Below are 11,562 nucleotides of genomic sequence, written 5' to 3' on the forward strand. Positions count from 1 at the left end.
CCGTGGCGGCGACGCCCTGAGGCGCCGCCGTCACCCGCGGGGCCTGCCCGGCATCACCGGCCGGACCGGCCCTAGGTGACGAAGGCGTCGCACACCGCGTCGTACTCCCGCGTCCACCACACCACCAGCCCCGAGGCGGCCGGGAACTGGCAGTCCGCGCGGGTGTCGCCGCGCTCGTAGTGCCAGCGCAGCATCCAGAAGTCGTTCAGGCGTTCCCACCACACCCGGTGCACGGCCGCGGCCAGCTCGGAGGGCGTGGCCCCGGCCGCGCGCCGGTACGCGCGCGCGTACGCCCGCACCTTGGGCAGGTCCAGCGCGCCGACGGGCCGTACGAAGAAGATCGCGGCGGCGCGTACGGCCTCCTCGGAGCGGGGCTGCACGCCGAGCCGGTCCCAGTCGACGATCGCGGCCGGTGCACCGTCCTTGTAGAGCAGGTTGAACGGGTGGAAGTCGCCGTGCACCCAGCCCACCGAGCCGCCGCGCGGCGGGCGCCGGTGCGCGTGCTGCTCCAGCAGGGCGCGGCGCTCCAGGAGCCGGTGACGGGCCAGTTCGTCGAAGGCGTCGGCGGGGCGGTGACGGCGCACCCGGGCGAGCAGGTCGTCGATGAGGGCGAAGGTGTCGGCCGGATCGGCGCTCTTCACGGGATGGGGGCTCGTGGCCGGGCGCGTGCGCCCCTTGGGGGGCATCACGCGCTCCAGACAGGCGTGTACGGCGCCCAGGAGCGCTCCCAGGCGTGCGCTCTCCGACCGGGTGAGCTGGCCGCCGTGGCGGTGCCGGCCGTCGATCCACGGGTGCAGGGCGTAGGCGTGCCCGCCGACGACGGCGACCGTACGGCCCTCGCGGTGCGCGAGCGGCGGGGCGACCGGGACGCCGAGATCGGCCAGGCGCTGGGTGGCCCGGTGCCGGCGCTCGATGGCGGCCGGGTCGGCGGTGTCCGGGTCGAAATGGTGCTTGAGGAAATAGCGGCCGCGCGTGGTGCTCAGCCGGTAGCCGCGGTTGAGCAGGCCCTGGTCGACCGGTTCGCAGGTGAGGGCGCTTCCGGCGGCATACAGGCGCAGCAGGGTGCCCAGAGGGGGCGCGTGGGAAGCAGGGGGTGGTACACATGAGCGCGGCACGCGCCAGATGTTAGGGCACGAAAAGCGCCGGTGAGCTGGGGCTTGTCACAGGCAGTCGCCGACGGTCGCATTCGGTCACGCGGGGTGTCAAAAATTCGGTCAAGTGATGCGCCGGAAATGCAGTGACCCTCAGTGACTGCCCGGCTTTTCAGTCCGCATTCGAGCCGCATAAGCGGCCGCCCGGGAACGCTGTTGCATGCCGAGTTTCGCGAGCGGTCCGGAAACGCAATTCTTGATCGTTTTCTCGGAGGGGCGGAGCAGCTCGCCGATCTGGTGACGGGTGAGTCCTTCGCCGATCAGTTCGAGAATTCGGCGCTCCTGCTCGGTCGGCGCGGGCGGCCCGTCGTCGGTGCGCGCCCCGCCCCGTCGCGCAGCCGCTGCGGCACACGGGCCGTGGCGACCGGGTCGAGCAGGGACCTTCCGGTGGCGAGGTCCCGTACGGCCTGCAGCAGTTCATTGCCGCGGGTCGCCTTCAGGGCGTAACTGGAGGCTCCCGCCATGACGGCGCCGAAGAGGGCCTCGCCGTCCGTGAAGGAGGTCGGCATCGGGCGGCGGACCGACTCGTCCGAGGCCCGGATCTCCCGGCACACCTCGCCGCCGCTGCCGTCCGGGAGCCGTACGTCGAGCACCGCCACGGCGGGCGGTGTGGCCGGAATGCGCACCGGCGGTTCAGCCCCCGTGCCGGCCTCGCCGACGGCCTCGATGTCCGGTTCGGCCGACAGCATCTCGTGGGCACCACGGCGGACGACCTCGTGGCCGCCGCGTAGAAATAACCGGACTTTTCACTCTTCGTGTACGAGGTCAGTCTCACACAAAGGCTCTTCCCGTGTCCGGGGTCTCCGGGATAACGTGCCGTAGCTCCGGCCTCCTGCAAGGCTGTGACCAGCGCTCTTCCAGGCACTGCGGATTTACTTGGAAATCCAAGCAAAAACGCAGGTCAGGAGGGGTTTCACAGAAATGTGGAGCACTGGGTAACGTAAAAGTTGCAGGGCGCTCGCCGGGGCACCTGTCACGCCTGTTCCCGGCCGAGTGGCACCCACCCCGTGCCCGGTGGTCGACAACAGGTGAGCCGCACTGGCCTACCGGCAACCCCGGGGGCCGGAACGACGGAGGAGCACACGTGACCGTGGACAGCAGTGCCGCGCGCAAGCCGCGACGCAGCGCCGCAGGCAAAGCCGGCACCACCGGCAGCAACGCCGGGACCACCGGCACCAAGCGCACCACCCGCACCACCGCGAAGAAGAGCACCGATCCGGACCTCGTGCAGCTCCTGACGCCCGAGGGCAAGCGGGTCAAGAACGCCGAGTACGACGGCTACGTCGCCGGGATCACCCCGGAGGAACTGCGCGGCCTGTACCGCGACATGGTGCTCACCCGCCGCTTCGACGCCGAGGCCACCGCCCTGCAGCGCCAGGGCGAACTGGGTCTGTGGGCGTCGCTGCTCGGCCAGGAGGCCGCCCAGATCGGCTCCGGCCGCGCCCTGCGCGACGACGACTACGTCTTCCCGACCTACCGCGAGCACGGCGTCGCCTGGTGCCGGGGGGTCGACCCGACCAACCTGCTCGGGATGTTCCGCGGCGTGAACAACGGCGGCTGGGACCCGAACAGCAACAACTTCCACCTGTACACGATCGTCATCGGCTCCCAGACACTGCACGCCACCGGCTACGCGATGGGCGTGACCAAGGACGGCGCGGACTCGGCCGTCATCGCCTACTTCGGCGACGGCGCCTCCAGCCAGGGCGACGTGGCGGAGTCCTTCACCTTCTCCGCGGTGTACAACGCCCCCGTGGTGTTCTTCTGCCAGAACAACCAGTGGGCGATCTCCGAGCCCACCGAGAAGCAGAGCCGCGTGCCGCTGTACCAGCGCGCCCAGGGCTTCGGCTTCCCGGGCGTGCGCGTGGACGGCAACGACGTGCTCGCCTGCCTCGCGGTCACGAAGTGGGCGCTGGAGCGCGCCCGCAACGGCGAGGGCCCGACCCTGGTCGAGGCCTACACCTACCGCATGGGCGCCCACACCACCTCCGACGACCCCACCCGCTACCGCGGTGACGAGGAGCGCCAGGCCTGGGAGGCGAAGGACCCGATCCTGCGCCTGCGCCGCTACCTGGAGGCCTCGAACCACGCGGACGAGGGATTCTTCGCGGAACTCGAGACCGAGTCCGAGGCGTTGGGCAGGCGAGTGCGCGAAGCGGTCCGTGCCATGCCGGACCCGGACCACTTCGCCATCTTCGAGAACGTGTACGCGGACGGGCACGCGCTCGTCGACGAGGAGCGAGCCCAGTTCGCCGCCTACCAGGCGTCGTTCGCGGACGCAGAGGCAGAGGGGGTCTGATCATGGCAGCCGAGACCAAGACCATGGCACTGGCCAAGGCGATCAACGAGTCGCTGCGCCGCGCCCTGGAGACGGACCCCAAGGTCCTCGTCATGGGCGAGGACGTCGGCAAGCTCGGCGGTGTCTTCCGGGTCACCGACGGCCTGCAGAAGGACTTCGGCGAGAGCCGCGTCATCGACACCCCGCTCGCCGAGTCGGGCATCGTCGGCACGGCGATCGGCCTCGCGCTGCGCGGCTACCGCCCGGTGGTGGAGATCCAGTTCGACGGCTTCGTCTTCCCGGCCTACGACCAGATCGTCACCCAGCTCGCGAAGATGCACGCGCGCGCCCTGGGCAAGGTCAAGATGCCGGTCGTCATCCGCATCCCCTACGGCGGCGGCATCGGCGCGGTCGAGCACCACTCCGAGTCCCCCGAGGCGCTGTTCGCGCACGTGTCCGGCCTGAAGGTCGTCAGCCCTTCCAACGCGTCGGACGCCTACTGGATGATGCAGCAGGCCATCCAGAGCGACGACCCGGTGATCTACTTCGAGCCCAAGCGGCGCTACTGGGACAAGGGCGAGGTCAGCACCGACGCCATCCCCGGCCCGCTGCACAAGGCACAGGTCGTCCGCGAGGGCACGGACCTCACCCTGGCCGCCTACGGCCCGATGGTGAAGCTGTGCCAGGAGGTCGCGAACGCGGCGGCCGAGGAGGGCAAGTCCCTGGAGGTGCTGGACCTGCGCTCGGTCAGCCCCCTCGACTTCGACACCATCCAGGCCTCGGTGGAGAAGACCCGCCGCCTGGTCGTCGTCCACGAGGCGCCGGTGTTCTTCGGCTCCGGCGCGGAGATCGCCGCGCGGATCACGGAGCGCTGCTTCTACCACCTGGAGGCCCCGGTGCTCCGGGTCGGCGGCTACCACGCCCCGTACCCGCCGGCGCGCCTGGAGGAGGAGTACCTGCCGGGTCTTGACCGGGTGCTCGACGCCGTCGATCGTGCCCTGGCGTACTGAGGAGAGGGTTCGTGACGACGATGACGGAAGCTTCCGTACGCGAGTTCAAGATGCCCGACGTGGGCGAGGGACTCACCGAGGCCGAGATCCTCAAGTGGTATGTCCAGCCGGGTGACACGGTCACCGACGGCCAGGTGGTGTGCGAGGTCGAGACCGCCAAGGCGGCCGTCGAACTTCCCATCCCCTACGACGGCGTGGTCCGCGAGCTGCGCTTCCCCGAGGGCACCACGGTGGACGTGGGCACGGCCATCATCGCCGTGGCCGTGTCCGGCGGCGCGCCCGCCGAGGCGCCTGCCGAGCAGCCCGTGGCCGAGCAGCCGAAGGCGGCCCCCAAGGAGCCCGAGGCCAAGCCGCAGGGCCGCCAGCCGGTCCTGGTCGGCTACGGCGTGGCGACCTCTTCCACCAAGCGTCGCCCGCGCAAGGGTCCCGGGGTCACCGCCCCGGCGGCCGCCCAGGCGATCCAGACCGAGCTGAACGGCCACGGCGCCCCCGCCGTCCAGGACCGGTCCCGCCCGCTGGCCAAGCCGCCGGTGCGCAAGCTGGCCAAGGACCTCGGCGTCGACCTCGCCACGATCACACCGACCGGCCCGGACGGCGTGATCACCCGCGAGGACGTCCACGCGGCGGCGGCTCCCCAGGCCGCCGAGGCTGTCGTGCAGGCCGTCGTGGAGACCCCTGCCGCGGCGCCCGCCTTCGCACCCGTCGTGGCTTACGACGGCGCCCGCGAGACCCGCATCCCGGTCAAGGGCGTCCGCAAGGCCACCGCCCAGGCCATGATCGGCTCGGCGTTCACGGCCCCGCACGTCACGGAGTTCGTGACGGTGGACGTGACGCGCACGATGAAGCTGGTCGAGGAGCTGAAGCAGGACAAGGAGTTCCAGGGCCTGCGGGTGAACCCGCTGCTGCTGATCGCCAAGGCGCTGCTGGTCGCGATCAAGCGCAACCCGGACATCAACGCGTCCTGGGACGAGGCGAACCAGGAGATCGTGCTCAAGCACTACGTCAACCTGGGCATCGCGGCGGCCACCCCCCGCGGCCTGATCGTCCCGAACATCAAGGACGCGCACGACAGGACGCTTCCGCAGCTGGCCGAGTCGCTGGGCGAGCTGGTGGCCACGGCCCGCGAGGGCAAGACCTCCCCCGCCGCGATGCAGGGCGGCACGGTGACCATCACCAACGTCGGCGTCTTCGGCGTCGACACCGGCACGCCGATCCTCAACCCCGGCGAGTCGGCGATCCTCGCGGTCGGCGCGATCAAGCTCCAGCCGTGGGTCCACAAGGGCAAGGTCAAGCCGCGCCAGGTGACGACGCTCGCGTTGAGCTTCGACCACCGCCTGGTCGACGGCGAGCTGGGCTCCAAGGTGCTGGCGGACGTGGCGGCGATCCTGGAGCAGCCCAAGCGGCTGATCAGCTGGGCCTGACGGGCCCTCACCGGGTAGCCTCCGAGGCCTGAAGGGGGCGGCCGCAACTTCGTCTTGCGACCGCCCCCTCTCGCAGTGCGGGCTGTTTCAGGACTGGTTGAGCACGTACACCGGCGCCCCGTCCTCGGCTGCGCCCCGCGAGCGGATGCAGGCGTGCTTGCGCAGCAGCCGCAGACATTCGTTGACGCGGCGCGCCGAAAGGCCCGTCCGGGCCGCGATCGATTCGAGCGGCTCGCGCAGCTCACCCTTCTCGATGAGAACGGGGGCGATCACCACGGCCACCGTCCACACGTCCTCCGTCACGGACAGCCGCTGCCGCCATTCGGCCAGCACGGACTCCGTGGTCGGTGGCACGGTGGGGGTGCCCGTGGGCGCAGGCCGGCCGAGGACCAGGGCGTCGAGCCGGTCCGCGATGCGCTCCATCGCCTGTGCCATGGCTTCCTGGGCGACGAGTGCGGCCTGCTGGGTGGTGAGCGTGGCCTGCTGAGTGGCGAGCATCTCCCATTGCAGTGCCAGGGATTCGCGCTGTGCGACGGCAAGCTGCTCGTCCAGCTGAAGGTTGTGCGCCTCCAGCCTCACGATGGCCTCGGCGACCTGCTCCGGCATGGCGTAGGCAATGGGGGCACCCGGTTCGGTGGGCTGCACCTCGGCCTCTTCCAGGGTGTAGGAACCCTCCCGCTGGACCGTCTCGATCACCTCGGCGACCCATTGTTTGAAGGGGGCACAGGCGGGCTTGGTGCAGGCGTTGACGAGGAGGATGAGGCCTTGGAGAGAGATGACATTCAGGTCTCGGCGCCACTCTCTACCTGCGGGGATGCTGAGACCGTAACCTCCGGTTAGGGTCTCGAGAATCTCTCGATGGTCTTCCGGGACATGGTCGGAGAGTGCCTTCTGCGGGTTGGTGTGGCCCAACCGCTTGCACACATCCACTGCCGGGAACCACTGGGCTCCGTCCGGCATGGTCAGCCGTCGGACCCGGCCCCCCGTCGCCGCGTACACGAAGTCGTTGATGTCGATCGCCTCGTGCTGCCTGCCCGCGTCGGGCTGCTCACCGGGTTCGTTCATGTGAACCACCTCCTCCCCGGAACGTAGATCGGCGCGAATCGCATATGCCAACTGGTCCCGAAATATTCGCCATTGCGAGGGAAGATCAACGATTTCGCTGGACTGAGCCGAACTCCCGTATCTTGACGGCATGGTGACGGGGGCAAAGAGCACGGCGCGGCATGCGAAGAGTCGGACGGCATCGGAGAAGGGCGGGCTGGCCCGGTCGTCCGCGCTCATGGCGGTCGGTACCGTCGTCTCCCGCGCCACCGGACTGATACGCCAGGTGCTCCAGGCGGCCGCCCTCGGCAACGCCCTGCTGGCCAGCACCTACAACACGGCCAACACCGTGCCGACGAGTCTGTACACGCTGCTGATCGGCGGTGCGCTCAACGCCGTGCTGGTACCGCAGCTGGTACGGGCCCGGTCCACGCATGCCGACGGCGGGCGGGCGTACGAGGAGCGGCTGGTGACCCTCGTCGTCACCGTACTGGCCGTCGGCACCGCGCTCGCCGTGTGGGCCGCCCCGGCGATCGTGAGCGTGTACATGGGCGACACTCCGGGCCGGCACCAGGCGTTCCGGCTCACGGTGGTCTTCGCCCGGTTCCTGCTTCCGCAGATCTTCTTCTACGGTCTGTTCGCCATCCTGGGCCAAGTCCTCAACGCCCGCGAGAAGTTCGGCGCGATGATGTGGACGCCGGTGCTCAACAACGTCGTCCTCATCAGCATGTTCGGGGTCTACCTGGGGCTGATGACCGTTCCGCACTCCGTCGCCGACGTCACCGACGCCCAGGTCCACTGGCTCGGCATCGGCACCACCGCCGGCATCGCCGTACAGGCCCTCGCGCTGATCCCCTTCGCCCGCGCCGCCGGATTCCGCTTCCGGCCCCGTTTCGACTGGCGCGGCAGCGGACTCGGCTCCGGCGTCCACGCGGCCAAGTGGACGCTGCTGTTCGTGCTGGCCAACCAGGTCGCGCTCACCGTGGTCACCAACTTCGCCACCGCCGCCGACGCGGCGCTGCCGAAGGCGGGCGTGGGCTACACCTCGTACAGCTACGCGCAGACCATCTGGATGCTGCCCCAGTCCATCGTCACCGTCTCCCTGGTCACCGCCCTGCTGCCGCGGATGAGCAAGGCCGCGGCCGAGGGCCGGATCACCGATCTGCGCGCCGACCTGTCCCGCGCCCTGCGGATCAGCGGGGTCGCCGTCGTGCCCGCGGCCTTCCTCTTCCTCGCCCTGGGCCCGCAGATCGCCACCCTGCTCTTCGCGCACGGCACCGCCGACCCGGCCTCCGTCCGGCCGCTCGGGTACATGCTCCAGGCGTTCGGCCTCGGCCTGATCCCGTTCTCGGCCCAGTACCTGCTGCTGCGCGGCTTCTACGCCTTCGAGGACACGCGTACGCCGTTCTTCATGGCGGTGTGGATCGGGGTCGTGAACATCGCGCTCGCCACCGCCTGCCACCTGCTGCTGCCCGTCCGCTGGGCCGTCACCGGCATGGCCGGCGCCTACACCCTCTCCTACCTGGCCGGTCTCCTCCTCACCGCGCGGCTGCTGGCCCGCAGGACCGGCGGACGCCTGGACGATGGCAGCCTGCGCAGAACCTACGCCAAGCTGCTGGGCGCGGGCGCCGCAGGCGCGGCGGCGGGCTGGGCGGCGGCGCGTGCCTGCGGGCAGGCTCTCGGAGACGGGGGCACGGCGGCTGCCGCCCTTGGTACGGCCGCCGGCGTCCTCGTCCTGGCCCTGACGTTCCTCGCCCTCGCCCGCCTGCTGCGCATCACCGAACTGCGCCGACTGCCCGGCCTGCGATGACATCACCTGCCCGCGGGGCCGTCCTCGGGTGTGGTCGGACGGCTGTGCCTTCGAGCGGGTCGCCCGTGGCGGGCCGGCACTTCGCGACTCCAAGGACCCCTCCGGATCTTTGGCCACCTTCGCCGGGGCCGCCCGGGCCGAGTCCACGGCTTCAGCTCGGGTGCGCCTCCCGCAGGTGATCGTCCACGGCCTCCAGCAGCGCTGTGAGGGTGCCCTCCGCGGCCCACGGTGCCACCCGGGCCAGCCGCTCCCGTGCCTCGGGTGAGCTGCGCAGGTGGGTCAGCGCGTACCGGGCCTCGGCGGTGACGGGGCCCAGGAAGTCCCCGCAGTACGGGTGTTCCGAGGTGATCCCGGCCTGGATCGCCTCGGCCGCCGTCCCGTACTCGGGGTCCGCGATCCAGTTGTCGTAGAAGCCCCGCAGCATGCGGAAACGCACCCACGCCTCCCAGCCGGCGCCCGGCAGCACCTGGAGGTCGCCGCGCACGTCCTGTTCGACCAGGCGCAGGGTGGACGCCAGCAGGTGCAGGTACTCGGCGGGATCCATGCCGTCGGCCGCCCGCGTGAGCAGAGCCGTGAAGTCCGGCGGCAGCGAGGCGGCGGCGGACGCCACAACGTCCGCCGTCAGGTCCAGCAGTGCCGTGACCGTGGTCACCGGGCACAGCCAGCCCGCCTCGTTGGAGCCGTCGATCAGGCGGACCAGGGAGGCCAGTTCCTCGGTGAGCGAGTACTCGCCCTCGGACTCCTGGCATCGGACCGCCAGCTCCAGGACCCGCGCGACCGGCCCCCGGTCGAACGCGGACCAGGTGAACGACAGCATGTGACCTCGCCTCCTGCGGACAGGGGTCGAGCGTAGGAAAAGTCCCGGGAACCTTTCGCGCCGCCCCCGGCTCCTGACCCGGCGATGCGGACCCGACGGGGGACCGCACCCACCCGGAAGGGGGCATGTATGGCACCGCACACCGTGGTCGTGCCGGCACGGCCGCTGCCGAAGGACACGCGCGCCGAGCACCACTGGCCGGACGTCCGTGACACGCGTCTGCACCTGGCCGAGTACGGCTCCGGCACCCCGCTGCTGATGCTGCACGGCTTCCCGCAGCACTGGTATGCCTGGCACCGGGTCGCCGCCCTGGTCCCGGACGGGTACCGGCTGCTCTGCCCGGACCTGCGGGGCTTCGGCTGGTCCGGGGGGACCGCACGCGGGTACGACATGGACGCCCTGGCCGAGGACGCCCTCGCGCTCCTCGACGCGCTCGGTCTGGAACGGGTGGGGCTGGTCGGGCACGACTGGGGCGCCCACCTGGGGTTCCGGCTGTGTCTGCGGGCGCCGGAACGGTTCACCGGGTATCTCGCGCTCAACATGTCCCACCCCTGGCCCCGGCACCGGGCCGTCGTGCCGAACCTGTGGCGGCTGTGGTTCACCGCGTTCGTCGAATACCCGGTGCTCGGCCGGGCCGTCCTGCGGCACTGGCCCGGCTTCACCCGCTTCCTGCTGCGCCATCAGGTCGCCGACCCCGCCGTGTGGCGGGACGCCGAGCTGGCCGAGTACGCGGCCGCGACCTCCGCGAGCGCGCCCGCCGTGCAGTCCCTGTTCTGGCAGTACGTCCTCAACGACATCCCCGCGCTGGTCCGCGGCACCTGGCGGCGGCACCGGCTGACCGTGCCCACGCTGCTGCTCGGCGGCGAGCGGGACGTCGTGGTCCGGCCGTCGCTGCTCGCGGGCGCGGAGCCGTACGCCGACGAGCTGACCGTGCGGCTGGTCCCGGGCGCCGGGCACTATCTGCCGCAGGAGCGGCCCGAGGAGGTGGCACAGAACATACGGGCGTTCTTCGGCGGCAAGCGCTAGCGCAGGCGCGCCCGCTCGGTGACCCGGTCCACGAACGCCCGGCCGCGCCGTTCGCCGAGCACACGGCCGTAGAGCCACTGGGCCCCTCGCAGGGCGGTGGGGCGGGTCGCACCGAGGACGGCGAAGCGCGTTCCGCCGTCCTCCGGTTCGGCCGCCATGCCGCCCACGACCAGCCGGGACTGCATCAGGCACCAGCCGGGGGCGAGGCGTACCTCGAACTCCTCGCGCAGGACCGAGCGGCCCACTGCCAGCGCCTGCCTGCGGTCGGTGTCGCCCGCCCGGACACGGAACTCCCGCAGGAACGGCACCAGATGGGGAAGTTCCGCCGACAGGTCGGCGGCGACGGCCCACACCTGCTCGTAGGGCAGGGGGATGTGCTGCTCGGCGTACATCCCGGCGTGCAGGCCGGCCGCCAGCACCCGCAGGCGTCGTACGGGATCGAGGTCGTTGCTCATCGCGACCACGCCTTCCGGAAGGAGGAACGCGCCCGGTGCAGGCGGGACTTGACGGTGCCCGGGGCAATCCCGAGCAGCTCGGCGACGGCGGCCTCGTCCAGGCCCTCCAGCTCGCGCAGGACCAGGACGGCCCGGTGCCGGACCGGGAGCCGGGCGAGCACGTCCCGCACGTCGGCGGGCAGTTCCCCGTCGGCGCCGGTGCGCACCCCGCCGAGCCGGGCCAGGTCGGCGGGGTCGGCCGGCTCCTCGACCGCGGTGCGCCGTGCGATGCGTACCGCCTCGCGGACCGTGACGGTACGCACCCAGCCGTAGAAGGCGAGCGGATCGCGCAGCGTGCGCAGGCCCTTGAAGACCGCCGTCAGTGATTCCTGGACGGCGTCGGGCACCTCGTGCGGGGCGATCGGGCGGCACAGCCGGGTCACGTACGGCGTCACCAGCGTCAGCAGCTCGTCCATGGCGAGCGCGTCGCCGCTCTGTGCGGCCCGGACCAGCGCGGCGGCCGCCGGCCACGGCTCGACGGCGCCCCCGCCCTCCCCCTGGATGCGCATGT

The 11,562-nt window shown here is 71.4% G+C and carries 10 protein-coding genes and 1 pseudogene; 5 read left to right on the forward strand and 6 right to left on the reverse strand.

Going from position 1 to position 11,562, the window contains the following annotated elements; translation table 11 throughout:
- Positions 1–71: 71 nt before the first annotated feature.
- A complete protein-coding gene (locus AB0H32_RS10580; RefSeq protein ID WP_361117412.1) occupies positions 72–1,115 on the reverse strand; it encodes a phosphotransferase in 1,044 nt (347 codons plus the stop codon).
- 129 nt (positions 1,116–1,244) lie between these two features.
- Positions 1,245–1,930: pseudogene (locus tag AB0H32_RS10585) on the reverse strand (response regulator transcription factor).
- A 305-nt stretch (positions 1,931–2,235) separates the two neighbouring features.
- Between AB0H32_RS10585 and pdhA the strand changes: the two are divergent.
- The 3 genes from pdhA to AB0H32_RS10600 are packed head-to-tail and all read left to right on the forward strand — an operon-like array spanning position 2,236 to position 5,860.
- The gene (pdhA, locus tag AB0H32_RS10590; protein WP_361117415.1) at positions 2,236–3,450 is read left to right on the forward strand and encodes a pyruvate dehydrogenase (acetyl-transferring) E1 component subunit alpha; all 1,215 of its coding nucleotides are present in this window, start codon (positions 2,236–2,238) and stop codon (positions 3,448–3,450) included.
- A 2-nt stretch (positions 3,451–3,452) separates the two neighbouring features.
- Positions 3,453–4,439, forward strand: coding sequence for an alpha-ketoacid dehydrogenase subunit beta (locus tag AB0H32_RS10595; RefSeq protein ID WP_361117418.1), 987 nt, complete (start codon positions 3,453–3,455; stop codon positions 4,437–4,439).
- 11 nt (positions 4,440–4,450) lie between these two features.
- Positions 4,451–5,860: a dihydrolipoamide acetyltransferase family protein gene (locus AB0H32_RS10600; RefSeq protein WP_361117421.1), complete on the forward strand. Its 1,410-nt coding sequence runs from the start codon at positions 4,451–4,453 to the stop codon at positions 5,858–5,860.
- An 87-nt stretch (positions 5,861–5,947) separates the two neighbouring features.
- Here AB0H32_RS10600 and AB0H32_RS10605 read toward each other — a convergent pair whose 3' ends face one another.
- Positions 5,948–6,925, reverse strand: coding sequence for a Bro-N domain-containing protein (locus AB0H32_RS10605; RefSeq protein ID WP_361117424.1), 978 nt, complete (start codon positions 6,923–6,925; stop codon positions 5,948–5,950).
- Between the two features lie 130 nt (positions 6,926–7,055).
- Here AB0H32_RS10605 and murJ point away from each other — a divergent pair, with 130 nt between their 5' ends.
- The gene (murJ, locus tag AB0H32_RS10610) at positions 7,056–8,714 is read left to right on the forward strand and encodes a murein biosynthesis integral membrane protein MurJ (RefSeq protein WP_361117427.1); all 1,659 of its coding nucleotides are present in this window, start codon (positions 7,056–7,058) and stop codon (positions 8,712–8,714) included.
- Positions 8,715–8,865: 151 nt separating this feature from the next.
- Here murJ and AB0H32_RS10615 read toward each other — a convergent pair whose 3' ends face one another.
- Positions 8,866–9,531 carry a hypothetical protein gene (locus AB0H32_RS10615; protein WP_361117430.1) on the reverse strand — a complete coding sequence of 222 codons (666 nt, stop codon included), beginning with the start codon at positions 9,529–9,531 and terminating at the stop codon, positions 8,866–8,868.
- 129 nt (positions 9,532–9,660) lie between these two features.
- On the opposite strand from AB0H32_RS10615, the gene AB0H32_RS10620 reads away from it, so the two are divergent.
- Positions 9,661–10,557, forward strand: a complete 897-nt coding sequence (locus AB0H32_RS10620) for an alpha/beta hydrolase (protein WP_361117433.1) — start codon at positions 9,661–9,663, stop codon at positions 10,555–10,557.
- Here the strand turns inward: AB0H32_RS10620 and AB0H32_RS10625 are convergent.
- Both AB0H32_RS10625 and AB0H32_RS10630 read right to left on the reverse strand, forming a co-directional pair.
- The gene (locus AB0H32_RS10625) at positions 10,554–11,012 is read right to left on the reverse strand and encodes a hypothetical protein (RefSeq protein WP_361117436.1); all 459 of its coding nucleotides are present in this window, start codon (positions 11,010–11,012) and stop codon (positions 10,554–10,556) included. The two genes, AB0H32_RS10620 and AB0H32_RS10625, sit on opposite strands and share 4 nt — an antisense overlap.
- Positions 11,009–11,560: a sigma-70 family RNA polymerase sigma factor gene (locus tag AB0H32_RS10630; RefSeq protein WP_361117439.1), complete on the reverse strand. Its 552-nt coding sequence runs from the start codon at positions 11,558–11,560 to the stop codon at positions 11,009–11,011. Before AB0H32_RS10630 ends, AB0H32_RS10625 begins: the two co-directional genes overlap by 4 nt.
- Between the last annotated feature and the right edge of the window lie 2 nt (positions 11,561–11,562).

The sequence above is a fragment of the Streptomyces sp. NPDC020362 genome (assembly GCF_040642095.1).
Lineage (GTDB): Bacteria > Actinomycetota > Actinomycetes > Streptomycetales > Streptomycetaceae > Streptomyces.

Excerpts from the sequence above, each read along its gene's own strand:
- AB0H32_RS10595 (WP_361117418.1), top strand. The coding sequence starts at position 3,453 with ATGGCAGCCGAGACCAAGACCATGGCACTGGCCAAGGCGATCAACGAG.
- AB0H32_RS10615 (WP_361117430.1), bottom strand. The coding sequence starts at position 9,531 with ATGCTGTCGTTCACCTGGTCCGCGTTCGACCGGGGGCCGGTCGCGCGG.
- AB0H32_RS10620 (WP_361117433.1), top strand. The coding sequence starts at position 9,661 with ATGGCACCGCACACCGTGGTCGTGCCGGCACGGCCGCTGCCGAAGGAC.
- murJ (WP_361117427.1), top strand. The coding sequence starts at position 7,056 with ATGGTGACGGGGGCAAAGAGCACGGCGCGGCATGCGAAGAGTCGGACG.
- AB0H32_RS10605 (WP_361117424.1), bottom strand. The coding sequence starts at position 6,925 with ATGAACGAACCCGGTGAGCAGCCCGACGCGGGCAGGCAGCACGAGGCG.
- AB0H32_RS10625 (WP_361117436.1), bottom strand. The coding sequence starts at position 11,012 with ATGAGCAACGACCTCGATCCCGTACGACGCCTGCGGGTGCTGGCGGCC.
- AB0H32_RS10630 (WP_361117439.1), bottom strand. The coding sequence starts at position 11,560 with ATGCGCATCCAGGGGGAGGGCGGGGGCGCCGTCGAGCCGTGGCCGGCG.